Source organism: Xanthomonas sp. NCPPB 2933 (genome assembly GCF_056725225.1).
On record NZ_CM161518.1, the window covers coordinates 4,770,558 to 4,793,847 of the forward strand.

Consider the following 23,290-nt stretch of genomic DNA (forward strand, 5'->3'; position numbering starts at 1 on the left):
CTTTATCGCCAGCACAATCTTTTATTAAAAATCAACAGGCCGGGTACAAAAATCATGAATTCATATAGAAAATACTTGAAGTATTCAGGCGAGATTTGTCGAGCGCAGTTTTTTTATTAGGTCGCGCCTGCCCAATGCTCCAATGATCTCAACAACATGGCGCGGCATCAATCCGCAGCAACACAGGCTTAGCTCGGGCCGGCTGAGGCTTGGCATCCGGGCAACGAGCAAGCGCTTGCCGCCGACTCGTTGCTATCGTTTTTTCGACAGCGTAGTGATTGATGAAGATAATGGGCGTCGCTGGCGCATTCGTATTGCACGTCCATGTGTGCAGCCACCCAGACGCGGTTTTCCGTCCCTGTGGATGCTGGACGGTAACCGGGCGCTTACCCACTTCGATACCGTCTTGCTGTGCCGGTTGTCGCAGCTGCCGGCGCCGCCCGTGCTGGTGTTTATCGATGCCGACCACGACCTGCTGATCGATTTGCCTACCCGCGCTCGCGATTATACGTTCCAGCCTGCCGACCATCCGTTTCTTAAAGCTCCCGATGCACCAGACGGGCTGGTAGGTGGCGGTGCGCAAGCATTGCTCAATGCTCTGCTGCTGAAAGCAATGCCTGCGATCACACACCACGTGCGGTTGGATCGCAGTAGGCAGGCGCTGTGGGGACATTCATTGGCCGGACTGTTTGTGTTGCACGCGTTGTATGCTGGCGACGGCCTGTTCACCGATTTCGCCACTGCCAGCCCGTCACTATGGTGGGGGCAAGGCGCACTGTTAGGCACGCCCGAGGAGCACTTCATTGCATGCGGGTCGCACTATCCCGCGCGTATATGGATATTTCTCGGTGGAGCAGAGCGAGCCGGCCAGATCGATCCGCGTAGCCGTGAACGTCCTGATCACACAGACTTATTGAATGCAATTCAAGGCGCGCCAGCTGACGCGGCATTGCACCTGGCAAAGCGCCTGGCGACGCTGCCAGGTCTTGCAGTGCGCTACCGCGAGTTCCCCGCCCTGCATCATGCGGCAGTGTTCCATGCTTCATTGCGCGCGGTGTTGCAACACATCGTCGGACTCCCGAGCCGGGGGGCTCGTAACCGCAGGTTATGAGTCGGCCGGGCTGTCGATGGCTACTACTGGCAGGCAGTCAAAGCCGGCATGTCCACACAGCCGTACTAAACGGCAATCGTGCGCTTCGCGCATGCAGCGGGAACTTTGCCGAGTAGGCGCGCCATCCCAAACCCTTTCTGATAGTGCGTACCGCCCCGTCGACCAGGAGCTCTGGCTATGGTTGGATTAACTTTACGGGGAGTCGACATTCCCGATGGAAAAGCTGTTCGAGACATATGTCGCCAAGCACTTCAAAAAGCAGCTTACCGCGCATCTCGTGCTGGGCACTCAGGTAAGGCGGCACCATCTGGTGCGCCACGGCGACGCACAGTGGTTCCAGCTGCGCCGGGATATGGTGATAAGCCGGCAGGGCATTGGCGAGGCGGCTCGGTACGAGCAAGCAGATCTGATACGCACTTCCTGACAGAAACGGCTGACACAGCCTTATCTCAGCTTGTCTGCCCCTGTGTCCGTAGACTGTCTAGATAGTCGGCCCACCCCTGCATCATCTTCTTGCGCTCTGGCAGGTGCGCCGTGCGGTTGTAGGCTCGCCCCAATGGATCACGCACGGCATGCGCGAGCTGGTGCTCGATATAGTCTGGGCGAAACCCCAGAACTTCATCCAGCACGGTCCGCGCCATCGCACGAAAGCCGTGACCTACAATGGTTTCGCCATCGAAGCCCAAATTGCGGAGCGCGGCATTGACCGTGTTCTCGCTCATGGGGCGATCGGCGCTGCGCACGCCGGGAAACACGTAGTCGCTGCGCTTGGTGAGTGGCCATAGTTCTTCAAGCACTGCCACTGCTTGTGCGGACAAAGGAACGACGTGCGCGGTCTTTGTCTTGCTAGTGACGTAGCGCCACTCACCGGCTTTCAAGTCGATATCCGTCCACTTGGCCTGCCGCAGTTCGCCAGGGCGCACAAAAAGCATGGGGGCCAGCTTGAGGGCCGCGCAGGTCACAAGCGAGCCCTGGTAGGCCCACAGCGCGCGCAGAAGCTCGCCAATTCGCCCAGGCTCGGTCAGGCTTGCGAAATGCTTGGTTTGCGGCTGCTCCAATGCACCTACAAGGTCTTCAGCAGGATTTCGCTGAGCCCTGCCCGTCGCAATCGCATACCGGAAAACTCGTCCTGCATGAGACCGTGCCCGGTGGGCAGTCTCCACCACGCCCCTCTGTTCCAACTTCCTTAGAGCAGCCAGAAGAATGGGAGCACTGACATCAGTGATCGGCATGTCAGCAATAAAAGCCAAATCCTTTTCGATCAGACGGCGTTCTCGCTTTACCGAACCTGGACCTAGCCCTTCCTTCGCTCGCTTAGCCAACAGCTCAAGCGCAATGGTTCCGAATGTGGTGTTCACGCGCTCGGCTTGGACGGCTCGCTCAATCCGAGCGACATGCGCTGGGTTGGCTCCACCCTTTAGCAGCATGCGTAACTTGTCGCGCTCTGCACGAGCCTGCATCAGTGAAAGCGCCGGGTACTCGTCGATGGTCACCATGCTTGGCTTGCCTGCGTACCGGTAGCGATATCGCCAAACCTTTGCACCAGTGGTACGCACCTCAATGCACAAGCCATTTGAGTCAGCTACCCGAAAGGCAGCATCCCTAGGTTTAAGCGCGCGAAGCTTTGTATCTGTAAGCATGTGAGTCAGGTAGCTGTGAGTCGGGCAGGCAAAATGCACTGGGACGACTCACAGCCTGACTCACTTCACACACGGATGCAACTGGATACAGCTGGACCTTGCTAGACCAAATACCAACGGTTTTCAGGGAATTTCTTGAACTTTCCGGACTACATCGGATGTTCTTGAACTTGAATTTGGTGGGCCCACCAGGATTCGAACCTGGAACCAAAGGATTATGAGTCCTCTGCTCTAACCGTTGAGCTATAGGCCCGGCAGGGTCGGTGGCGAGATGCGGGGCATGTCGGACCTTCCAGCTGACGCGAAAGTTTACCTGTCCGCGCGCGTCGCTGTCTGCTGCATCAGGTGTCAATGGGGACGAGTGGCCGCACCTACCTGTGTTTGCGCATGCAGACACAGAAAAGCCCGGCGTGAGCCAGGCTTTAAAGGTGTACGCGATCAATCTGTCCTGCCGCACTATTCGAGGGTGAACCATCTAGCGCTACACATACCTCAGCAATTCCGAATCACTAATCCCCAATCCTCAGCCCGGCCACTACGCCATCTCAAACTGCGCATCGATCAACTTCCGCCCCGCTTGAAACCCTTGCGCAATAGCGTCCTGATACGTCTCCCAACCAGGCCCCTGATCGTCGATGCGTGGCTGGCGTTGGCCGCCAAGCGCATACACATCGACCTGCAACGTCCAGTTGGCCTCCGGCGCAGCGCGCTCGACGCGTACGCGGATCTCGTGGTCGCGGTACGTGGTGGTTTCAAAGCGGCTTTGCCTGCTCATAAGGCGGTCTCGTGTGCGTGCGTCCGTCAACTTAGAAGGCACGGCTAGAACACCACGTGAGCTTTGGAGAAGCGCCGATTTCATGTTGCGGCGCCGTGCGGCTTCGTCGCTGATGCGTGAATGCCGTAGCGCCGCAATACGCTGCCGTGGCACGCATCCCCCACGCTTATTGCAAGTATCGTCCTTCGGCTGACCCATAACGCAACAGCCCCGCGATTGCGGGGCTGTTGTGATCACTGCGTTGAAATCGCGCTGATATCAGTCGATATCGAGGAACGAGCGCAGCTGCTCCGAACGGCTCGGGTGACGCAGCTTGCGCAACGCCTTGGCCTCTATCTGACGAATCCGCTCGCGGGTGACGTCGAACTGCTTGCCGACTTCTTCCAGCGTGTGATCGGTGTTCATGTCGATACCGAAGCGCATCCGCAGCACCTTGGCTTCGCGCGGGGTGAGGCCGGCCAACACATCACGCACCGTCTCGGAGAGATTGATGTTGGTGGTGTTGTCGATCGGGGACTCCACATTGGTGTCCTCGATGAAGTCGCCCAGATGCGAATCCTCGTCGTCGCCGATCGGGGTTTCCATCGAGATCGGCTCCTTGGCGATTTTCATCACCTTGCGGATCTTGTCCTCGGGCATGTCCATTTCCTTGGCCAGTTCCTCCGGCGTGGCCTCGCGGCCGAACTGCTGGAGCATCTGACGGGAAATGCGGTTCAACTTGTTGATCGTTTCGATCATGTGCACCGGAATACGGATGGTGCGCGCCTGATCGGCGATCGAACGGGTAATGGCCTGACGGATCCACCACGTTGCATACGTGGAGAACTTGTACCCGCGACGGTATTCGAACTTGTCCACCGCCTTCATCAGGCCGATGTTGCCTTCCTGGATCAGGTCGAGGAACTGCAGGCCACGATTGGTGTACTTCTTGGCGATGGAAATGACCAGACGCAGGTTGGCCTCGACCATTTCCTTCTTGGCCTTGCGTGCCTTGGCTTCGCCATAGGCCATCGCGCGGCTGATCTCCTTGATCTCGCCCAGGGTCAGGTAGTTGGCCTTCTCCATCTCGATCGAGCCTTGCTGCTCGGAGACGATCTGATCCTTGACATCGCGCAGCGCCGACGACCACTTCTGCTTGCGCTTGAGGGCGTCTTCCACCCATTCCAGGTTGGTCTGGTTGCCTTCCCAGGAACGGATGAAGTCCTTGCGCGGCATGCGTGCCACGGTGGTGGCCAGGTGCAGCACCTTGCGCTCGTGGTCCTTGATGCCGTTGACCACGCCACGCAGCTGGGTGACCAACGCGTCGGTCAGCGGCAGCGGCAGCTTGAGCGTGGTGAAGATGGCGGCCATGTCCTCGCGCGCCTTGACCACCAGCTTGTGCTCGGCGCCGTTCTTGGCATAGATCTTCTTGAACTTGGCGTATTCGTTGGCCAGGTTCTCCATGCGCGTTGCCACTTCCACCGGGTCCGGACCGGTCGGGCCGGCCTCTTCTTCGGCAGCGTCGTCGTCGCCATCCTCGGCATCGTCGTCGTCGGCAGCATCGTCTTCGGAGACGGCAACCGGGCCGGCGGCGGCAAGCGCCGCAGCAGCAGCGTCGGCTTCTTCAATCAGGTCGTTGAAGCCGACCACGATCTCGGCCAGACGCTTCTTGCCTTCTTTGTGCGCTTCGTAATCGGCCAGCAGCATCTCGGTCGACAGCGGGAACACGCCCAATGCTGCCTGGACCTGGCTCAGGCCCTCTTCAATGCGCTTGGCGATGGCGATTTCGCCTTCGCGGGTCAGCAGCTCGACCGTGCCCATTTCGCGCATGTACATGCGCACCGGGTCGGTGGTACGGCCACCTTCGGTGTCGAGCGCGGTCAGCGCGGCGGCGGCTTCTTCGGCGGCGGTATCGTCAACCTCGCGGTTGCCGGTGTTGCCATCGTTGAGCAACAGGGTTTCAGCATCGGGCGCAACTTCATGGACATCGATGCCCATGCCGTTGATCATGCTGATGATGTCTTCGATCTGCTCCGGGTCGACCAGGTCGTCGGGCAGATGGTCATTGACTTCGGCGTAGGTCAGATAGCCCTGTTCCAGGCCCTTGCTGATCAGTAGCTTGATGTCGGATTGCTGGGCAGGACGTTCGTTGGCCATGGATGCTCGCGCCACCGGCTTTGAGATTGGAAAGAGGACCTAGCATTATACCAGCGTGAAGCCCCGTCTGCCGGATTCAAGACGAGACCGCTGGTGTAGCGCTGGCTAGGGCCTGAGAAGGAAGGTCACCGGGCCATCGTTGACCAGGTCGACAACCATATGGGCACCGAAACGCCCGGTTTCCACCCCGCCGCGATGTTTTTCGCGGCAGATCGCCACCAATTGATTGAACGCCCGTTCAGCCTCCAGCGGTGGTGCGGCTGTACTGAAGCCGGGCCGGGTGCCGGAGCTGGTGTCTGCAACCAGGGTGAACTGGCTGACCAGCAGCAGCCCGCCCGCGGTCTCGGTGAGTGAGCGGTTCATCTTGCCGGCGTCGTCGGCGAAGACGCGATAGCCGAGCAGGCGTTCGGCCAGGCGCCGGATCTGCGCATCGCTGTCGCCGGGTTCGACCCCGACCAGGGCCAACAGCCCGGGACCGATCTGACCGACGCGCTCTGCATCGACAGTGACGCAGGCCCGGGTGACGCGTTGGATCAGTGCAAGCATGGGCATTGTGGTTGAGCAAACTGTGTCGCGCAGCATGCCCAGCACTGCCCGTACTGTCACGCGCGGGCCTTCGGCGACCGCGCTGTTTAGAATTACGTCGATGAAACCTGATGCTCGCGCTCGCCTGCTCTACGCCACCGCCGCCACCGTGGGTCGCCTGCCGTGGCCGCTGCTCAAACGTGTGGCCGATACGCTGGCCTGGAGCTGGCGCAAACTCGATGCGCGCGAGAGCCGCGTGGCACGTCGCAACCTGGAGTTGGCGTACCCGGAACTGGATGCCGGCCAGCGCGCGCAGCTGCATGCGCAGGTGCTGCGTTCGACCGCGCGGCAGACACTGGAAGTGCTGCGCACCTGGACCCGCCCGCCGGCCGAGAACCTGGCACGCCTGCAACGCAATGGCCAGGAGCTCTACGACGCAGCGCTGGCCTCCGGACGCGGGGTGATCGTGGCAGCACCGCACTTCGGTAACTGGGAACTGCTCAACCAGTGGCTGTCCGAACGCGGGCCGATCGCGATCGTGTACCGCCCGCCGGAGTCGGACACGGTGGACGGCTTCCTGCAACTGGCCCGCGGCGGCGACAACGTGCGTCAGGTGCGTGCCGAAGGCCCGGCGGTGCGGCAGTTGTTCAAGGTGCTCAAGGACGGCGGCGCGGTCGGCATCCTGCCCGACCAGCAACCGAAGATGGGCGATGGCGTCTTTGCGCCGTTCTTCGGCATTCCGGCCTTGACCATGACCCTGGTCAACCGGCTTGCCGAACGTACCGGCGCGATCGTGCTGTACGGCTGGTGCGAACGCGCCGGTGGCGATCTGCAGTTCGCGCTGCATGTGCAGCCGTCCGACCCGGCGGTGGCCGATGCAGACCCGGTGCGCGCGGCCAGCGCGCTCAATGCAGGCATCGAACAGATCGCCCGGCGCGACCCGGTGCAATACCAGTGGACCTACAAGCGCTACACGCTGCGCCCGCCAGGCAGCGGCGAGGCCAATCCGTATGCGACCGAGCGGCATCCGCACTAGATTGGCCAGCACACCGACGGCACGGCTACGTTTTGCTAGCCGCTCCTGGCTGCAGATCCTGTGCAACAGATCCCGTGCAACGCTGCGTTGACACGCAGCGCATTCCGATCGCCTCCATCGCAGACAGGCACTGGGTGAGGCCGCGTCGCAGTAACTCGCTACATCGCCCGACCGCTCAGCCCGGCTCAAACAAGGGTGCGAACAGAGCGCGGCACGCCGTGTCGGCGCCAGGCAGCACTATTCAATCGTCGTGTGGATCGGCCGGTGTGGCCAGAATGCGCTGATAGAACGCCAGATCCAGCCAACGCCCGAACTTGAAACCGGCCTCGCGCACCGTGCCGGCGTGGGTGAAGCCGAATTGTTCGTGCAAGGCGATGCTGGCCTGATTGCTGGCATCGATGCCGCCGACCAGTACATGCACACCGCGCTCCTGCGCCGCGGCGATCAAGGCCTGCAGCAGCGTGCGCCCCAGCCCTTTGCCGCGATGGTCGCGATGCACGTAGATCGAATGCTCCACGCTGTACTTGAACGCCGGCCAGGCGCGGAACGTGCCGTAGCTGGCAAAGCCCATCAAGGTGCCGTCGGTGTCTTCCACACCAATCACCGGAAAGCCGCCCGCCAGCTTGGTCGCAAACCAGCCGACCATGCTCTCCGGTGGCCGTGGCTTGTAGTCGTACAGCGCGGTCGAGTTGGCGATGGCATCGTTGAAGATGTCCAGGATGGCGCTGGCGTGGCGGGCTTCGCTGCAGTCGATAAGAGACATGGGGTCCTAGGCGGGCAGAGGGTCTTGGGATTAAAAAGCATTGCCGGGCGATGAACAACGCGACCGGCATGCAACCAATCGGCGCCTGCTGCGCCACCCAATCTGCATCCGCTGGATGCAGCGTTCCACAGCGCCGTGGCGACCGGGCGTTGCGAACCACGCGACAATGGCGTCACGCGACCACCCAGTGGCTGCGGCGGCGTCCGCCTTGAAGCGGCCGTGGCAATCCCCATCTGGAGTCGTGCATGAGCAGCCCCGTCCTCTCCCCCAGCGCACACGCCTTCGGTGATCCGGCGGCGATCCGCTGTGAGCGCGCCGCCTCCGAACTGCGATCCGGCCGCCCGGTGCTGCTGACGGCTGCCAACGGGCAGGCGCGCGCGGTGCTGGCGTTGGACAGCAGCACCGCGCAGTCGTATGCGGCCTTCGCGCGTGCGGCGCAGGGGCGTCACTATCTGTTCGTCACCCCGACCCGCGCCCAGGTACTGGGCTTGAGCGCGCCGCAGGGCGCGCGCGTGGCGCTGATCGAACACAGCTACGACCAGCTTGCCGCGCTGGCTTATCTGCGCGACACGCCGGTACCGACGCAGTGGACACCCGGCGATGCGCTTGACGCAGGCGCAGTGGAGATCGCGCGTCTGGGGCTATTGCTGCCGGCGATGCTGGCGGTAGACCTGCGCGACGCGGACGACCTGGCTGCCTTCGCCGGCTGCCAGTCACTGGCGTTGGACGACCTGGGCGCCGGCTGCGCCAAATCCGCCGCCGCCGGCTACGAGCTGGTCACGCGTACGCCGGTGCCGTTGCGCGGCCTGGGCATGAGCGAATTCGTGGTGTTTCGAGGCGGGGTGGCGCAGCGCGACCAGGTGGCGATCGTGGTCGGCCAGCCCGACCTCTCGGCTGCGGTGCCAGTACGCGTGCATTCCTCGTGCCTGACCGGCGATCTGTTCGGCTCGCTCAAATGCGATTGCGGCGACCAGCTGCGGCACGGCCTGGCCAAGCTGAAAGACCTCGGCGGCGGCGTGCTGCTGTATCTGGACCAGGAAGGCCGCGGCACCGGCATCGCTGCCAAGATGCGCGCTTACGGCTATCAACATGCCGGCCTGGATACCATCGATGCCGACGCGCAACTGGGCTTCGGCCCGGACGAGCGTCGCTACGGCAGCGCGGTGGCAATGCTGCGCGGCCTGGGCATCGGCCGGATCCGGCTGTTGACCAACAACCCCGCCAAGGCCGAACGCCTGCGCGCGGCCGGCATCAGCGTCGAAGACCGCATCCCGGTCACCGGCGACATCACCCCCGAAAACGAGCAATACCTGCGCACCAAGGCCGCCCGTGCCGGCCACGCGCTGGATGTGGATGCGCTGATTCTGGCCGCTCAGTAAGCACGGCCTGCGCCGGATGCGCCCGCCCTCGGCGCCCGGCTATGCTTGCGCACCGCTTCTGCAGGCCAGCCTAGTGCACGACGTTCCACCGCCGCACCCCGATGTCATCGTCCAGCCTGCTCCAGCAGAGACTCAGGCCGTGGACCACGCACAGTGGCAGGCGCTACCGCAGCGTGGCGCCTATGTGGCCGGGGTGAATGGCGCACTGGGCGGCGGATTCGCCGGGCTGATTGCCGCTGGCGTGATGGCCACCGCGCTGCACGCCTGGGGTTACTGGCCGGTGGTGCTGGGCGTGACGTTGATAGCCGCTGCACTGAGTGCCTGGTTTGCAGTCAAACGGCATCGGCTCACCCATTGGAAGCTCGACCAGCACGGCCTGGCGCTGCAACGCGGCCACCTGTGGCAGAGCGACACACGGATTCCGATCTCGCGCGTGCAGCATGTGGATCTGCGCCGCGGCCCGATCGAGCGCGCCACGCGCCTGACCACACTGGTGGTGCACACCGCCGGCAGCCGGCTCAATGCAGTGGCGTTGTCCGGCCTGGATCAGGACGATGCCGAGCGGTTGCGCGACCGCCTCGCGCGCCAGCTCGATCACGACGACGACGCGCTGTGAGCGCGATCGAACATCCCGGCGACGCCGAACAGCGCCTGCATCCGCTGTCGTGGATGTTCGTGCTGCTGCAGCAGATCCGCCAGTTCCTGATTCCGCTGGCCGCGCTCGTGTTGTTCGGCAGCCGCGACGGCAGCCGCGATTTTGCCGACCACATCGCCACCGGCGTGGTGATCGCGGTGCTGGTGGCGATTTCGGTGCTGCGCTACTTCACCTACCGCTACCGCATCGGCACCGACGGCGTGGCCATTCGCAGCGGCCTGCTGGAACGCAGCCGGCGCGACATCCCGTTCGCGCGTATCCACAACGTGGTGGTGCATCAATCGCTGCTGCACCGGCTGGCCGGCGTGGCCGAAGTGCGGCTGGAATCGGCCGGTGGCCACAAACCCGAAGCGGAAATGCGCGTGCTGCGGCTGGATCAGGCACTGGCGCTGGAAGACCTGATCCGTCGCCGCGCGCACCACACCGATGCCGCCGCGCCGCAGCTCGACAACAACAGCAACACGCTACTGCGCCTGCCGATGGGCGAAGTGATCCGGCTGGGGCTGATTTCCAATCGCGGCATGGTGGTGGTGGCAGCCAGTTTCGGTGTGATCTACCAGATGATTCCGCGCCGCACGGTGTCCAACTTCGTCGAACACAATGGCGAGCTGGCGTATCGCTATGTCAGCCAGATCCATCCGGGCACGGCAGTCACCGCTGCGCTGGTGCTGATCGGCTTTTTAGCGGTCTTACTCGCAATGCGCGCGCTCTCTGTGGCCTTGGCGGTGGCGCAATACCATGGCTTTCATCTCAGTGAATCCGAGCGCCGTCTCACCGTGGAGCGCGGCCTGCTGACGCGCGTCCGCAGCAGCGTGGCGTTGCGGCGGATCCAGTCGTGGACGCTGTACGAAAGCCGCCTGCATCGCCTGTTCGGCCGGCGCCAGTTGCGCGTGGACACTGCCGTGGCAGGCACTGGCGATAACGAAGGCAGCGCGTTGAAGGAACTCGCGCCGATCGCCGACCCGCAGCGCTGCGATGCCTTATTGCAGCGCCTGCTGCCCGGTGCTGCCTGGCCGCCTGCGCAGTGGCAGTCGATCGCCACGCATTGCTGGTGGCGGCTGAGCCTGCCCACGTTGCTGTTGCTGCTGCCGCTGATGGCCGGCCTGGCCTGGCAATTCGGCAATCAGGCGGCGTGGGTGTTGCTGTGGTTGCCCTGGAGTGCGTTCAAGGCGTATCGCCAGGTGCAACGCATGGGCTATGCGCTGGATGCGCGGTATGTGGCCGTGCGCGGTGGCTGGTGGAAGCGTTGGTGGCGGCTGGCCGAACTAGACAAGCTGCAGGCGCTGCAACTGCAACGCTCGCCGCTGGATCGGTTGTCCGGCACCGCCACGCTCTGGCTGGACACCGCCGGCGCCAGCGCAACCGGCCCGGCGTTACGCCTGCGCTTTGTGCCGTTGGCGCAGGCGCAGCAGCTGCAGGCACAACTCGGTGCGGCGTTGACGCGGCGCAAGTTGCGCTGGTGATTGGGGATTGGGGATTGGCAGGTCGGATCAACACCGCTGATTGGCGGCAACATCGCGTCACCGGGCAACCACACCAGCAATCAACGTTGCGCCGGCCCCCAATACCCGAGTTCGCGCCGAATCTGCAGCCCGCGCCATAGCGCACCCAACGGCTTGCGTCGCAACGGGCCGAGCTTGCCGGCGATAAAGTCCTCGGTCGCGGCAATCACACGCGCCGACGACTGCCCATCGCGATATGGATGGATCGCGTCGGCATAACTGGCCAGCGCGCTACGCAGCGCCGCATCCGGCGCCAGTGCGCGCGCCAGTTGCTCCGGCAACTGCTCTGCTTGCTGAAAGTCGAGCATATGCGGCTGCGGTACGCGGTTGCGAAAGGTCACCACCGGTTTGTGTTGCACCACGAATTCGGAGACGATCGATGAGGTGTCCGACACCAGCACATCGGCCGCACGCTGCGCGGCCATGACCTCTTCGGGTTCGACGAAGCGGGCATTCGGCCCGGCCAGCGCGCGATAGCGATCGAACAGTTCTGGCGCGCACTTCGGGTGCAAGGTCAGCAGCCAATAATGCGCGCCGCGCGCGATATCGGCGGCGATCTCAGCATAGAGCGCAGGCGCAGCGCTCAAGCGCTCGGTAAACGTGGAGCCGAACAGGATCACCGGCCGCCCGTTGGCTGGCGCGCGCAACGCGGCGCTGCGTCCGCCATCGTCGCGGAACACCGGGTCGAGCTTCGGCCAGCCGGTTTCGACCACTGCAAAATGCCCTTCGCGCGTGGCCAATGCACGAAACGGTGCCGTGGTGGCCGGACCTTGCGTGCAGTACAGATCGAACAGACCGCGCACGCGGAAATGCCCGCGATTGTCTTCGCGTTTTTGCACGTTGAAGCCATGGAAGAGCTGCACCTTGGCACCGGAAATAAACGGCGGCACCCAGTTGGCCGCGCTGAACACCGCACGCGGACGCAACGCCAGCGCCTCGCGCAGGCCGACCTCGCGCACACCCGGCAAGGCCAGCCCGCACGCACCGCCCTCGAACCAGGCCGACACGGAGTGACCGCGGGTCTGTAATGCCTGCGCCAATGGCGCCAGAATAGGCAACGCGTAACGCTCCGTTGCGAACAGCAGGTACTCGGCCATCACATGTCCTCTTTGACCGCACCCGACGAACGGCCGCGCATCAGCGCCTGCATTATCGCGTTCAACGAGGCCGATCGCCTACGCGACTGTCTGAGCTCGCTGGCGTTCTGCGACGAGATCGTGGTGGTGGACTCCGGCTCCACCGACGCCACCGTGGCGCTGGCCACCGCGCTTGGCGCACACGTGTTGCAACGCGACTTCGACGGCTATCGCAGCCAGAAAGCGTATTGCGTCGAACAGGCCAGCCACGACTGGGTGCTGTGCCTGGATGCCGACGAACGCATCAGCGATGCCTTGCGCAGCTCGATCATCGCCGCGCGCGATGCGGGCTTCACCGCGGCGGCCGGCTATCGCTTCGCACGGCTGTCAGATTACTTCGGCCGCTTTCTGCGCCATGGCAATGCCTATCCGGATCGCGTGCTGCGCCTGTTCGATCGCCGGCGTGGCGGCTGGCGCGGCAAGCGCGAGATCCACGAAGCGGCGAGTGTGGATGGAACCGTCGTCACCCTGCCCGGCGATCTGATTCATTACCCGTATCGCTCACTGGCGCAGCAGCTGGCCAAGACCCAGCGCTATGCGCAGATGATGGCCGAGCACGAGTACGCACGCGGCAAACGCGCGACCTGGAGCAAGCTGGTGCTGGCGCCGGCCTGGCGTTTCTGGCGCGGCTATCTGCTGCGCGGCGGTTTTCGCGATGGCTGGCACGGGCTGATCTACGCCTATGTGCGCGCCAACTACGTGCGCCAGAAGACCATCATGTTGTGGCTGCTACAGCACAACCAACCGGTGCAGGACCCGCCACGCGCGGACGATCAACGCAGCGACTGAGCTGCAGCCTGCTGTGCCTGGCGCGCTGCCAGGCCAACCAGCACACCGACCATCGCCGTGTAGAAACTTGCCGAGACCTGATGCGCGAACATCGATTGCGTCAGCCCGCACAGCGCGTAGCTGATCACGATCATCACGCCGGCCGCTGCCGGCCCACGGAACTGGCGCTGCCCGCTGCGCCGATGCAACCGCACGAAGATCCACAACGGCACGCCATATACCGCGATCAACAGCAGCAGGCCCGGAACGCCCTGCGTAGCGCCCCATTCGGCCAGATCGTTGTGCGCGTGACCCAGGTGACAACGCAGCAACCAGGTATCGCCGGCACACACCGGTAGCTCGCGCATCGCATCGTCGAAACGCCCGACACCTACGCCGGTGAGCGGATGCGCGCGCAAGGTGTCCCAGGCCACATGCAGGCGCTCGATACGGGCGCCTGCAGACGAATCGCTGTCGCCGACTTCGTAGCGTTGCAGATCTCGCTGCAATTCGCCCAGACGCATCTGATCGGTCAAGGCCGGCACGCTGACGATCACGCCCACCGCCAGCACTCCGCTGCCGATGAAAGCCAGCAAACGCATGCGCGGGCTATGCCAGGCCGCGCCCCAGATCAGCACACCCAGGGTCACCAGCAACGACAGGTACACACCACGGCTGCCACTGAGCACGATCACCACCACCGCCGCGACGGCCGCGCCGACCAGCCAGCGCACGTTGCCGACCGGGCGACAGAACACCGCCACCACCAGCAGCATCAGCGTGATATCGGCAAACACAATCGCGTTGGTAAAGCCTTCTGCGCGGTCGGCACCGTTCATCACCTGCAACAAGGCGATCAACATGGCTGCGAACACGCCGGCCAGTGCACCGCGCCACAACCAGACCTGGCGCGGTTGCAGCGCGTACGCCCACAACGCAGCCCACGGCAACACCAGAAAGCGCGAGCGGTTATCGACGTCGCGCAGCCCATGTTCGAACAGGGCGATCGACAGCAGCGACATCGCGATGACCGCCGCCGTCAGCCAGCCCAGCGCACGTAGCGACCCATCGCGCGTGACGATGCCCGCACGCAGGTTGCGCCAACCCACCAGCGAACCGAGCAGCAGGCACACGCCGAACGGCAGCAGGCCGCTCGGCATGCTGACCACCAGCGCGGTCATCAGGAACACGCCCAGTTCGGCGATGCGCACGCCTGCCCGCGATGCGATGGGGGCAGTCTGCGACAGCGAAGCGGGTTGAGTGGGCAAGGAATTCATCGAGCATCGGTGGCAAAAGGGAGGCTAAAGCGGGCAACACGCAGCGGCAACGCCGGCCAAGCTAACGATGCCCCGCATGAATCGTCGCTAGACAGCGGCCAGCGGCGGCATTGACGCGGCGCAAATCGCGCCAGGAAGGTGTGCTCGGCGCCCTCATTCGGTCTCCAGGTTGCCCTGCTCCTGCGCTTCCACCGCCCGCTCGTTGGAGCTCGCCACGCAGCTGCCGCGCACCGCATCGGCCGGCACCAGCCACCAGCGACGACGGTTGGCAACCCCCACCAATTGGCTGCGACTGCGATCCACGCAGGCCAGCAACGCCGTCTCCTGTACCAACAGCCAGCGTTGCGCAGGCTGCTCTGCCTGCCAGGTCACCCCGCGTTGCAGCTGTTGTTCCCACGGCACCTTGAAGCCGAAGGTCTGCGCGGGGCGGTCGGCCATCAGCAGGTTCTGCTCTTTCCAGGCCACCAGCCCGAGCTGCGCATCTACCCCGATCCGGCGCCCGGCTTCCCGCATCACCGCGCCCGACGAGCTGGAGTCGTTGAAGATCGGGTAGCAGACCAGCCCGAATGCCACCCACCACGCACCCAGCAGCGAGGCGACCGCAAGCGCGGAGCGGCGCATCCGCAGCAACAGCAGGCTGGCCACACCCCATACCCCAACCGCCAGCAACAGCCAGCCGAGCGGGTCGGTCGCCTCGCTGCCGACTCCGCGGCTGTCCATGATCTTCTGCTCGAAGCCCGGATGCCCGATCAGCATCGCCACCCCGCCAACGCTGAAGACCAACGTCAGCAGCAGCGCGAATCCGAACAACATGCGTTGCACCCCGGCGCGGCGCAACAGCCCCGCCGCCAACGGCGCCAGCGCCAGGCAGAACATCGGCAGCGCCGGCAGGATGTAGACATCGCGCTTGCCGCTGGGAATGGTGAAGAACACCAGCACCAACAGCCACCACGCCAGCGGCAGCAGATAGCGCGGATCGCGGCGCTTGAGCCGGCGCCGCCAGGCCGGGATCGCCCATGGCAGCAGCAGGATGGTCGGCAGCCACATCGTGGCCATGCCCTTCAAGTGGTACCAGACCGGTTGCGCGTGGTCCCAGGAGCTGGCGTAGCGCTTGGCGGTCTGGCGCAGCAGGATGTCGTTGAGATACACGCGGTATTCGGGCTGACCTGCGGTCAGCGCGGTCACCATCATCGGCACGAACCACAGCAGGATCGCGACAAAGAAAAACAGCGGCCCCAGCCAGAAGCGCCGATCGCGCACATGCACGCGTACGCCCGGCCAACCGCGCGCCGACGCAATGCCGGCCGGGATCAGCATCAGCAACGCGATCACCCCGACGCCTTTGGTGATCACGCCCAGCCCGGCGGCGAACCAGCCCAGCGTCCACCAGCGCCAGGCCGGGCCCATCAACAGATGGCGCAACAGCCCGTAATTGGCCAGGGTGATCCAGAACACCACCAGCGGGTCGATCTGCGCCTTCTTGGCCTGGAAGGTGAAGTGCAACGTGAACAGCAGCATCCAGGCCGCATACAGGCCGACGCGCCGGGTCCACAGCCGCCGCCCCAGGTCGTACACGCAGGCCAGCGTGCCCAGGGCTGCCAGCAGCGACGGCAGCAGGAACGCCACCCGCCAATTGCCCAACAACGTGTAGAACAGCGCCTGCAGCCACATCAGCATCGGCGGCTTGTCCGAGTACAGCTCGTTGCCGCGATGCGGGAACAGCCAGTCGCCGCTCAGCACCATCTGCTTGGCGACCAGCGCAAAACGCGGCTCGTCCGCCGGCCAAGGGTCACGCAATCCCAGCCCGGCACCGATGACCAATACAGCGGTGATGGCCAGCAGCCAGAAATCGGTGGAAGCACGGGTCTTGAGCATGGCCGGCGGCAGTGGGAAACAGGAGGGAACGCCGACTCGGCGCGCGATCAGGAGGTTTTTAGCAAAAGCGTGTAGAAAAATCCGTCGCAGTGCTGCTCGCCTGGAAACCGCTGGCGCCCCGGCCCTGCCGCATGACCAAACTGCGCACCCAACGGCTGTGCCTGGGCATCAGGGGTGCGTTGCAAAAACGCCTCCACCTGGGCCTGGTTCTCACGCGCGAGCAAGGAGCAGGTGGTGTAAAGCAACTGCCCGCCCGGACGCAGCGTGCGCCAGGTCGCATCGAGCAAGCGTGCCTGCAAGGCGCACACCGCATCGATATCGTCGGCGCGGCGATGCAGCAGCACATCCGGTTGACGGCGCACCACGCCGGTGGCCGAACACGGCGCATCCAGCAGCACCGCATCGAACGGCTGCCCGTCCCACCACGCGGCGGGATCGGCGGCGTCGGCCGCATGCAGCACCACCTGCGCGCCTGGCACGGTGCGCTGCAGGGTCTGCTGCACGCGTTCCAGCCGGCGCGCATCCACATCCAGCGCGGTGAGCTGCAGGCCGGGATGACGTTCCAGCAGGTGCGCCGCCTTGCCACCGGGCGCGGCGCAGGCATCGAGCACGCGCGCGGACGCGGCCAACTGCAATGCATCGGCCACCTGCTGCGCAGAGCCGTCCTGCACCGAGACCTCGCCTTCGGCAAAACCCGGCAATTGACTCACCGGCAGCGCACTGTGCAAGCGCACCGCATCCGGCAACACCGGATCAATTTCGGCAGCGATGCCCAGTTCGGCCAGGCGCGCGACATATGCGGCCGGATCGGTGCGCCCGCGATGCACACGCAGCCACATCGGCGCCATCAGCGCGCTTGCCACAAAGATGGTTTCGGCGTGGTCGCCCCAATCGGCGCGCAGCTGCTTGCGCAACCAGGACGGCCAACCGGCATCGGCAGACACTGCCGGGAAACCCTCGCGCTGCGCACGCCGCAGGATCGCGTTGACCATGCCGGCCTGACGCGGCCGGCCCAGCGCACGGCACGCATCCACGGTGGCCGACAACGCCGCATGCGCGGGCAGTTGCAACACGTCGAGCTGCGCGAAGCCGGCCATCAGCAGCGCTTTCAGTTCGGCATCGCGCGGCGGCAACGGGCGCTCCAGCCACTGCCGCAGCGCTACGTCGTAGGCCGGGCGGCGGCGCAGCACCGCAAAACAGATCGCCTCCACCAGCGCGCGGTCGCGTGGATCGCTTAGGCCGGGCAAGCTTGCGGCCAGCTCGGCCTTGAGCGAGCGGCCCTGGTCGAACACCGCCGTCAGCACCCGCGCTGCGGCCAGACGCGAGGCAACGCCGGCAGTGGCAGCTTCCGTCGACATCAGGTCAGCGCCGGCAGATCGCGGCGCGCGTTGAGGTAGTCGGCGGCGGTGATCGCCTTGCCGCCCTCGCGCTGCAGGACGCGTACCCGCAACGCACCCGCACCGCAGGCGATATCGATGCCCTGCTTGCTGGCAGCGAGCAGGGTGCCCGGCGCCTGCCGATGTGCCAGCTCCAGCGCCACTGCGCCATGCAGGCGCACACGCTCACCGGCCAGCATCGCCTCGGCCACCGGCCACGGATTGAACGCGCGCACGCGCCGCGCCAGTTCCTGCGCCGGCTGCGCCCAGTCCAGCCGCGCCTGCGCCTTGTCCAGCTTGTGCGCGTAGGTCACACCCTCGGCCGGCTGCGGTTGCGCCACCGGGCGAACGCCGGCACGCAGCAACCCCAGTCCATCGGACAGCACCTGCGCACCCAGCGCAGCCAGGCGGTCGTGCAGCTGCCCGCCGGTTTCCTGCTCGCCGATCTCCAGACGTTGCGACAGCAACACCGGGCCAGTATCCAGACCGGCTTCCATCTGCATCAGGCACACGCCGGTTTCGGTATCGCCGGCCTCGATCGCACGCTGGATCGGCGCGGCGCCACGCCAGCGCGGCAGCAACGAGGCATGCACATTCCAGCAGCCGTAGGTCGGCGCGGCCAGCACTGCCTTGGGCAGGACCAAGCCGTAAGCCACCACCACCATTAGGTCGGCATCGAGCGCGCGCAGCGTCGCCAGGGCCTCGGGCGAGCGCAGCGTCTGCGGCTGAAACACCGGGATGCCGCGCGCAATCGCTTCCAGCTTGACCGGCGAGGCGGTCAGCCCACGGCCGCGGCCGGCAGGCCGATCCGGCTGGGTATAGACCGCCACCACTTCATGTCGCTGCGCGGCAGCGCGCAACGAGGCGACGGCAAAATCCGGCGTACCGGCGAAGATGATTTTCATTGGGCGGGGGATTCGGGAGTGGAAATTGGGGAGTCGCAGGGGCGGATTCGGCAATCGGTGAGAGAACCGGCTTTCCGAATCCCGACTCCCAAATCCCGGCCGTCAGGCAACGTGTTTGCGCTGCTTGGCCAGTTTCTTGCGTACCATTTCGCGCTTGAGCGGCGACAGATAATCGACAAACAACTTGCCGTCCAGGTGATCCATCTCATGCTGGATGCACACCGCCAGCAGGCCTTCGGTGCTCAGTTCCTGCGCCTGCCCGTGGCGGTCGACATAGCGCACCGTGATCGCATCGGCACGGCTGACATCGGCATAGATGCCCGGCACCGACAGGCAGCCTTCCTGATACAGCTGCTCGCCCTGTTTGCTGACGATTTGCGGGTTGATGAATACCTGCGGCAGGTTCTTCTCGTCGCTGACGTCGATCACCATGAAACGCTTGTGCACATCCACCTGACTGGCGGCCAGGCCGATGCCGGGCGCCTCGTACATGGTCTGGAACATGTCGTCGAGCAAGCGTTGAAATGCCGGGCTGGTGACCTCGGCAGCATCGACCGGCACGGCCTTGGTGCGCAGCCGCGGGTCGGGAAATTCGAGAATGGGGAGCAAAGCCATGGGGTTACCCGTGCTGGGAACACCGGCGCGGCGCCGGCAAGACGCTCCTATTCTAGCGCACTGCTTGCGTAGCGCCGGGGTTTCTGGACTATAGTGCGCGGACCTGTTGGGGAATCAGGCAAGAAGGCACTCATGTTGAACCGACTTCGTACGGTCGTCGCTGCGGCGATGCTGACCGTCGCGACCTACGCTGCCGCGCAAGCGGTGGGCGAACATCCAGAGACTTACGTGGTGCGCAAGGGGGATACCCTTTGGGACATCGCTGGGCGTTTTCTGCAAAAGCCGTGGCTGTGGCCGGAAATCTGGCAGGCCAATCCGCAAATTCAGAATCCGCACCTGATCTACCCGGGCGATGTGATCAGCCTGGCCTACCTGGATCGCGTCGCCAAGGGCACTGTGCAGCCCGGCCCGCGTCAGGAAGCGCCGATCAATGCGATTCCGCTATCGGACGTCGAGCCGTTTCTCAAAAACCTGCGCGTCACCGACGACTTCGACGGCCTGCCGTATGTCGTGGGTCTGGAGGGTGGTCGTTCGCGTGCCACCACTGGCCAGTTGGCGTATGTGGTCGGCCTGGACGACGCACAGCCGGGTCAGCGCTTTGCGGTGGTTCGCCCAACGGTGAAATTCAGTTTGCCCAAGCCCAACGATGATCTGGATATGGCCGGCAATAGCGTCGCCGGCTCCGGCAACATCTGGAAGAACTACATCGCGCCGAGCAGTCGCCGCGAGTTTCTGGGGTATGAACTGGCGCAGGTCAACGTCGGCACCATTACCCGCAGCGCGGCAAGCGGCAATTCCAAGGCGGCAACCTTGCTGTTGCAGGACAGCGGCCGTGAAGTGCGGGCGGGCGATCGCATCATCGCGGTCGAGGCGCAGCCGTACGATCTGCAGTTCATTCCGCATCCACCGTCGGAACAGGCCACGCAGACCGAGTTGCGCGTACTCGCCATCTCCGATGCCTTTATCGTCGGCGGTACCCGCGACGTGATCGCCATCTCCGGTGGCGCGCGCGAGGGCATCAACAACGGCACCGTGTTCTCGATCTGGCGCAAGGGCCGCACGGTCAGCGACCGCGTCAAGCACTCGCGTTTTTCGCGGACCGATGACGATTTCAGCGGCCCGGCCGGTTCCACCGTCGGCCTGCCCGACGAATACGTCTCGCACGCGATGGTGTTCCGCACCTTCGACAAGGTCAGCTATGCGCTGGTGATGGAAAGCGTCAAGCCGACCGGCCTGGGCTACATCGTCAAGCATCCAGACGCGCAGTAAGCGCGACAAAATCCGATGCTGTAACGCGACGGCGCCTGAGGGCGCCGTCGTCGTTTGCGGCCTACGCTGACTGCATGACCCTGATTGCTCCAGACCTGCGTGCGTTGTTGATCCTGCTGCTGGCCGGCGGCCGCAGCCCGCCGCGCCGTACGCTGCTGACGACGTTCGCCTCGCCGGCCGAGATCCTTGCCGCCGGCTCCGATGCATGGCGCGCTGCCGGCTGCGACGCGCTGCAATCGGCCCTGCTGCGTGTCCCCGACGCGCAGGCGCTGGACGCAGCGCTGCACTGGTGCGCGCAGCCCCGGCATCACCTCATCGGCTGGCAGGATCCGGACTATCCCGCGCTGCTGCGGCATCTGGTCAATCCGCCGCTGGCCTTGTTCGTGGACGGCGACCCCAATGCGTTGTGGCATCCAGCGGTGGCGGTGGTCGGCAGCCGCGCGGCCACCGCCGGAGGGCGGGAGCACACCCGCGCGTTCGCTTCCAGCCTGGCGGGCGCCGGGCTGGGCATCGTCAGCGGCATGGCGGCAGGCGTGGATGCGATCGCCCACGAGGCCGCGCTGGCCCGCGCCGACGGCATCACCGTGGCGGTGGTCGGCACCGGCACCGATGTGGCCTATCCCGCCCATCATCAGTTGCTGCGCGATCGCATCGCCGCGCGTGGTGCGATCGTCAGCGAGTATCTGCCTGGCACAGCGGCGGCCGCGGGGCACTTCCCGGCCCGCAACCGGATCATCGCCGGGCTGGCATTGGGCACGCTGGTGGTCGAAGCGGCCATGCGCTCGGGCGCGCTGATCACCGCGCGGCTGGCAGCCGAGGCCGGGCGTGAGGTATTCGCCCTGCCCGGCTCGCTGCACAATCCGCTCGCGCGCGGCTGCCATCACCTGATCCGTCAGGGTGCCACCCTGGCCCAGGAGCCGGCCCAGATCATCGACGGGCTGCGCCTGCTCTCGGGCGAGTTAGCCGATGCCTTGCGCCAGCGCCTGGCCGCCCCCACTGATCAGGCCAGGACGGCGCCCAAGGCCTCTACCGCGCGCCCGGATCCGGACTACCAGCGCTTGTGGCAGGCACTTGGCCACGACCCAACCCCTATGGATGCATTGGTCGAACGCACCGGATTGACGGCCGCCACGCTGTCCTCCATGCTGCTCATCATGGAACTGGAGGGAGACGTGGTCACCGAGCACGGTCGCTATACCCGCAATCCCTAGTTTCTTCACCTCCACAGCGTCGCGCGACGCAGGCCGAGGGGCAATGAAAGAGAGCATTCTTGATGTACTGCTGTACCTGTTCGAACATTATTTCAGCGAAGACGCGGACCTGGTCCGTGACCGTGACTCGCTTCAGAATGGCCTGATCCAGGCTGGCTTCAGCCCTGCAGAAATCAGTAAAGCCTTCGATTGGCTGGACGCGCTCTCCGAGCAGCGACCTAGCGTTGCGCGCCCGCACGTCGACGGACCGGTGCGTATCTACCACGGCCCGGAGCTGGACAAGCTCGATGTGGATTGCCGTGGGTTTCTGATGTTCCTGGAGCAACACCGCATTCTCGATGCCGATCAGCGCGAGTTGGTGCTGGACCGCGCCATGGCGCTGGACCAGGACGAGCTTGATCTGGACGACCTCAAGTGGGTGGTGCTGATGGTGCTGTTCAACCAGCCGGGCGCCGAAGCGGCCTATGCATGGATGGAAACGCAGATGTTCCTCGACGAGCCTGAACCCGTACACTGAGGGTCGAAGCCGCGATGGAAGCGCGTGCGTGGGGACGGGAATGAGCAGTTGGTATTACGCCGAGGGCAACCGCCATCGGCGTGGCCCGGTGGCCGGCGAGGCCTTGCTGGGCCTGTATAGTGATCGCGCGATTGCCTTGGATACCCTGGTCTGGCGCGAAGGCCTGGCCCAATGGGTGCCGCTGTCCGCCTGCGCCGATGAACTCGGACCGCCGATCTCCACCGAGTTGAGCGCTGCAGCGCAGCCTCCGCCACTGCCATCGGCGGCGGCACACATGTCGCCTGCCCACGTGTCTGTACTGCCAGCGCATCGCCTGCCGAACCACGGGCCGGGATGGGCGTTGGTGCTGGGCGCGGTGGTGGGGATGTTTGTCCTGGTGGCAGTGATCGGCATTCTGGCTGCAATCACGCTGCCGGCTTATCAGGACTATGTGGGACGCACCAAGGTCGCCAAGGCGGTGGCCGCATTGGCGCCATTAAAGCCGCAGATCGCCGAATTTCTCGCGCAGGAAGGCCGTTGCCCAGTCAATGGCGACAGCGGGTTCCAGGCGCCCGAGCATTATGCAAACGACGTGCTGACCAGCGTACGGGTCGGCCGTTTCGACACCACCCAGTGCGGCATCGAAGCGGTGATGCATGCACCGAAATCGGCCAAGCTCGATGGCAAGGCGTTGTGGCTGGATTTCGACGCTGATGCCAGCAGTTGGCAGTGCAGCTCCGAGATCGACGACAACCAACTTCCGCCGGACTGCCGCGGTTAGAGCGCGTTAGCTCAAATGCATCTCACGCTCTAGCCAATCGTTTCACCCAAGGGGACATC

The 23,290-nt window shown here is 64.7% G+C and carries 22 protein-coding genes and 1 tRNA gene; 11 read left to right on the forward strand and 12 right to left on the reverse strand.

The annotated features are described in order from the left end of the window. Window positions 1–142: 142 nt before the first annotated feature. On the forward strand, window positions 143–1,111 hold the full coding sequence (locus AC1PLU_RS20145; RefSeq protein ID WP_184352000.1) for an alpha/beta hydrolase: 969 nt from the start codon (window positions 143–145) through the stop codon (window positions 1,109–1,111). Window positions 1,112–1,325: 214 nt separating this feature from the next. Beyond that, on the forward strand, window positions 1,326–1,535 hold the full coding sequence (locus tag AC1PLU_RS20150; protein WP_065048368.1) for a 5-methylcytosine restriction system specificity protein McrC: 210 nt from the start codon (window positions 1,326–1,328) through the stop codon (window positions 1,533–1,535). Window positions 1,536–1,560: 25 nt separating this feature from the next. Here AC1PLU_RS20150 and AC1PLU_RS20155 read toward each other — a convergent pair whose 3' ends face one another. From AC1PLU_RS20155 to dtd, 5 genes are all read right to left on the reverse strand, one after another. After that, on the reverse strand, window positions 1,561–2,751 hold the full coding sequence (locus AC1PLU_RS20155) for a tyrosine-type recombinase/integrase (protein WP_065048369.1): 1,191 nt from the start codon (window positions 2,749–2,751) through the stop codon (window positions 1,561–1,563). A gap of 177 nt (window positions 2,752–2,928) precedes the next feature. Beyond that, window positions 2,929–3,004, reverse strand: a tRNA-Ile gene (locus AC1PLU_RS20160). Window positions 3,005–3,286: 282 nt separating this feature from the next. Beyond that, on the reverse strand, window positions 3,287–3,610 hold the full coding sequence (locus tag AC1PLU_RS20165) for a DUF6566 family protein (RefSeq protein WP_481107073.1): 324 nt from the start codon (window positions 3,608–3,610) through the stop codon (window positions 3,287–3,289). Between the two features lie 174 nt (window positions 3,611–3,784). Then, window positions 3,785–5,662: an RNA polymerase sigma factor RpoD gene (rpoD, locus tag AC1PLU_RS20170; RefSeq protein WP_055847682.1), complete on the reverse strand. Its 1,878-nt coding sequence runs from the start codon at window positions 5,660–5,662 to the stop codon at window positions 3,785–3,787. A gap of 105 nt (window positions 5,663–5,767) precedes the next feature. After that, window positions 5,768–6,208 carry a D-aminoacyl-tRNA deacylase gene (gene dtd / locus AC1PLU_RS20175; RefSeq protein ID WP_268212929.1) on the reverse strand — a complete coding sequence of 147 codons (441 nt, stop codon included), beginning with the start codon at window positions 6,206–6,208 and terminating at the stop codon, window positions 5,768–5,770. On the opposite strand from dtd, the gene AC1PLU_RS20180 reads away from it, so the two are divergent. Further along, complete coding sequence (locus AC1PLU_RS20180) at window positions 6,207–7,223, forward strand: lauroyl acyltransferase (protein WP_481107074.1); 1,017 nt, start codon at window positions 6,207–6,209, stop codon at window positions 7,221–7,223. The genes dtd and AC1PLU_RS20180 overlap by 2 nt on opposite strands. Before the next feature lie 241 nt (window positions 7,224–7,464). On the opposite strand, the gene AC1PLU_RS20185 is transcribed toward AC1PLU_RS20180, so the two are convergent. Beyond that, complete coding sequence (locus tag AC1PLU_RS20185; protein WP_481095132.1) at window positions 7,465–7,986, reverse strand: N-acetyltransferase family protein; 522 nt, start codon at window positions 7,984–7,986, stop codon at window positions 7,465–7,467. Between the two features lie 245 nt (window positions 7,987–8,231). Here AC1PLU_RS20185 and ribA point away from each other — a divergent pair, with 245 nt between their 5' ends. From ribA to AC1PLU_RS20200, 3 genes are read left to right on the forward strand one after another with little or no spacing between them, the layout of a single operon-like run. After that, window positions 8,232–9,365 carry a GTP cyclohydrolase II RibA gene (gene ribA, locus AC1PLU_RS20190; RefSeq protein ID WP_481095131.1) on the forward strand — a complete coding sequence of 378 codons (1,134 nt, stop codon included), beginning with the start codon at window positions 8,232–8,234 and terminating at the stop codon, window positions 9,363–9,365. A 16-nt stretch (window positions 9,366–9,381) separates the two neighbouring features. Beyond that, window positions 9,382–9,981 carry a PH domain-containing protein gene (locus AC1PLU_RS20195; protein ID WP_481095130.1) on the forward strand — a complete coding sequence of 200 codons (600 nt, stop codon included), beginning with the start codon at window positions 9,382–9,384 and terminating at the stop codon, window positions 9,979–9,981. Then, complete coding sequence (locus tag AC1PLU_RS20200; protein ID WP_481095129.1) at window positions 9,978–11,483, forward strand: PH domain-containing protein; 1,506 nt, start codon at window positions 9,978–9,980, stop codon at window positions 11,481–11,483. The genes AC1PLU_RS20195 and AC1PLU_RS20200 overlap by 4 nt, the downstream gene beginning before the upstream one ends. An 80-nt stretch (window positions 11,484–11,563) precedes the next feature. Here the strand turns inward: AC1PLU_RS20200 and AC1PLU_RS20205 are convergent, their stop codons facing one another. Continuing rightward, window positions 11,564–12,622 carry a CDP-glycerol glycerophosphotransferase family protein gene (locus tag AC1PLU_RS20205; protein WP_481107075.1) on the reverse strand — a complete coding sequence of 353 codons (1,059 nt, stop codon included), beginning with the start codon at window positions 12,620–12,622 and terminating at the stop codon, window positions 11,564–11,566. Here AC1PLU_RS20205 and AC1PLU_RS20210 point away from each other — a divergent pair, their 5' ends adjacent. Further along, the gene (locus AC1PLU_RS20210; protein WP_481107076.1) at window positions 12,623–13,447 is read left to right on the forward strand and encodes a glycosyltransferase family 2 protein; all 825 of its coding nucleotides are present in this window, start codon (window positions 12,623–12,625) and stop codon (window positions 13,445–13,447) included. It begins immediately after the preceding gene. Here AC1PLU_RS20210 and AC1PLU_RS20215 read toward each other — a convergent pair. The 5 genes from AC1PLU_RS20215 to def all read right to left on the reverse strand — a co-directional run bounded on the left by AC1PLU_RS20215 (window position 13,432) and on the right by def (window position 19,474). Continuing rightward, complete coding sequence (locus AC1PLU_RS20215; protein ID WP_481107077.1) at window positions 13,432–14,703, reverse strand: O-antigen ligase family protein; 1,272 nt, start codon at window positions 14,701–14,703, stop codon at window positions 13,432–13,434. The two genes, AC1PLU_RS20210 and AC1PLU_RS20215, sit on opposite strands and share 16 nt — an antisense overlap. Before the next feature lie 153 nt (window positions 14,704–14,856). Continuing rightward, complete coding sequence (locus AC1PLU_RS20220) at window positions 14,857–16,578, reverse strand: ArnT family glycosyltransferase (protein ID WP_481095126.1); 1,722 nt, start codon at window positions 16,576–16,578, stop codon at window positions 14,857–14,859. A gap of 47 nt (window positions 16,579–16,625) precedes the next feature. Next, window positions 16,626–17,936, reverse strand: a complete 1,311-nt coding sequence (gene rsmB / locus AC1PLU_RS20225; protein WP_481107078.1) for a 16S rRNA (cytosine(967)-C(5))-methyltransferase RsmB — start codon at window positions 17,934–17,936, stop codon at window positions 16,626–16,628. Beyond that, window positions 17,936–18,859, reverse strand: coding sequence for a methionyl-tRNA formyltransferase (gene fmt, locus AC1PLU_RS20230; protein WP_481107079.1), 924 nt, complete (start codon window positions 18,857–18,859; stop codon window positions 17,936–17,938). The genes rsmB and fmt overlap by 1 nt, the downstream gene beginning before the upstream one ends. A gap of 102 nt (window positions 18,860–18,961) precedes the next feature. Beyond that, window positions 18,962–19,474 carry a peptide deformylase gene (gene def, locus AC1PLU_RS20235; protein ID WP_006453163.1) on the reverse strand — a complete coding sequence of 171 codons (513 nt, stop codon included), beginning with the start codon at window positions 19,472–19,474 and terminating at the stop codon, window positions 18,962–18,964. Window positions 19,475–19,606: 132 nt separating this feature from the next. On the opposite strand from def, the gene AC1PLU_RS20240 reads away from it, so the two are divergent. The 4 genes from AC1PLU_RS20240 to AC1PLU_RS20255 all read left to right on the forward strand — a co-directional run bounded on the left by AC1PLU_RS20240 (window position 19,607) and on the right by AC1PLU_RS20255 (window position 23,231). Beyond that, window positions 19,607–20,743 carry a LysM peptidoglycan-binding domain-containing protein gene (locus AC1PLU_RS20240; RefSeq protein WP_481107080.1) on the forward strand — a complete coding sequence of 379 codons (1,137 nt, stop codon included), beginning with the start codon at window positions 19,607–19,609 and terminating at the stop codon, window positions 20,741–20,743. Between the two features lie 74 nt (window positions 20,744–20,817). Continuing rightward, entirely contained in the window at window positions 20,818–21,954 is a 1,137-nt protein-coding gene (gene dprA, locus AC1PLU_RS20245) for a DNA-processing protein DprA (RefSeq protein WP_481107081.1), read from the forward strand. A gap of 43 nt (window positions 21,955–21,997) precedes the next feature. Continuing rightward, window positions 21,998–22,471 carry a DUF494 family protein gene (locus AC1PLU_RS20250; protein ID WP_006453160.1) on the forward strand — a complete coding sequence of 158 codons (474 nt, stop codon included), beginning with the start codon at window positions 21,998–22,000 and terminating at the stop codon, window positions 22,469–22,471. A 40-nt stretch (window positions 22,472–22,511) separates the two neighbouring features. Next, window positions 22,512–23,231 carry a pilin gene (locus AC1PLU_RS20255; RefSeq protein WP_481107082.1) on the forward strand — a complete coding sequence of 240 codons (720 nt, stop codon included), beginning with the start codon at window positions 22,512–22,514 and terminating at the stop codon, window positions 23,229–23,231. Window positions 23,232–23,290: the final 59 nt, after the last annotated feature.

Excerpts from the sequence above, each read along its gene's own strand:
- AC1PLU_RS20240 (WP_481107080.1), top strand. The coding sequence starts at position 19,607 with ATGTTGAACCGACTTCGTACGGTCGTCGCTGCGGCGATGCTGACCGTC.
- AC1PLU_RS20145 (WP_184352000.1), top strand. The coding sequence starts at position 143 with ATGATCTCAACAACATGGCGCGGCATCAATCCGCAGCAACACAGGCTT.
- rsmB (WP_481107078.1), bottom strand. The coding sequence starts at position 17,936 with ATGTCGACGGAAGCTGCCACTGCCGGCGTTGCCTCGCGTCTGGCCGCA.
- AC1PLU_RS20215 (WP_481107077.1), bottom strand. The coding sequence starts at position 14,703 with ATGAATTCCTTGCCCACTCAACCCGCTTCGCTGTCGCAGACTGCCCCC.
- AC1PLU_RS20210 (WP_481107076.1), top strand. The coding sequence starts at position 12,623 with ATGTCCTCTTTGACCGCACCCGACGAACGGCCGCGCATCAGCGCCTGC.
- dprA (WP_481107081.1), top strand. The coding sequence starts at position 20,818 with ATGACCCTGATTGCTCCAGACCTGCGTGCGTTGTTGATCCTGCTGCTG.
- def (WP_006453163.1), bottom strand. The coding sequence starts at position 19,474 with ATGGCTTTGCTCCCCATTCTCGAATTTCCCGACCCGCGGCTGCGCACC.
- AC1PLU_RS20165 (WP_481107073.1), bottom strand. The coding sequence starts at position 3,610 with ATGAAATCGGCGCTTCTCCAAAGCTCACGTGGTGTTCTAGCCGTGCCT.
- dtd (WP_268212929.1), bottom strand. The coding sequence starts at position 6,208 with ATGCTTGCACTGATCCAACGCGTCACCCGGGCCTGCGTCACTGTCGAT.
- AC1PLU_RS20185 (WP_481095132.1), bottom strand. The coding sequence starts at position 7,986 with ATGTCTCTTATCGACTGCAGCGAAGCCCGCCACGCCAGCGCCATCCTG.
- AC1PLU_RS20180 (WP_481107074.1), top strand. The coding sequence starts at position 6,207 with ATGGGCATTGTGGTTGAGCAAACTGTGTCGCGCAGCATGCCCAGCACT.
- AC1PLU_RS20150 (WP_065048368.1), top strand. The coding sequence starts at position 1,326 with ATGGAAAAGCTGTTCGAGACATATGTCGCCAAGCACTTCAAAAAGCAG.
- AC1PLU_RS20155 (WP_065048369.1), bottom strand. The coding sequence starts at position 2,751 with ATGCTTACAGATACAAAGCTTCGCGCGCTTAAACCTAGGGATGCTGCC.
- AC1PLU_RS20255 (WP_481107082.1), top strand. The coding sequence starts at position 22,512 with ATGAGCAGTTGGTATTACGCCGAGGGCAACCGCCATCGGCGTGGCCCG.
- ribA (WP_481095131.1), top strand. The coding sequence starts at position 8,232 with ATGAGCAGCCCCGTCCTCTCCCCCAGCGCACACGCCTTCGGTGATCCG.
- AC1PLU_RS20220 (WP_481095126.1), bottom strand. The coding sequence starts at position 16,578 with ATGCTCAAGACCCGTGCTTCCACCGATTTCTGGCTGCTGGCCATCACC.
- AC1PLU_RS20250 (WP_006453160.1), top strand. The coding sequence starts at position 21,998 with ATGAAAGAGAGCATTCTTGATGTACTGCTGTACCTGTTCGAACATTAT.
- AC1PLU_RS20195 (WP_481095130.1), top strand. The coding sequence starts at position 9,382 with ATGCGCCCGCCCTCGGCGCCCGGCTATGCTTGCGCACCGCTTCTGCAG.
- rpoD (WP_055847682.1), bottom strand. The coding sequence starts at position 5,662 with ATGGCCAACGAACGTCCTGCCCAGCAATCCGACATCAAGCTACTGATC.
- fmt (WP_481107079.1), bottom strand. The coding sequence starts at position 18,859 with ATGAAAATCATCTTCGCCGGTACGCCGGATTTTGCCGTCGCCTCGTTG.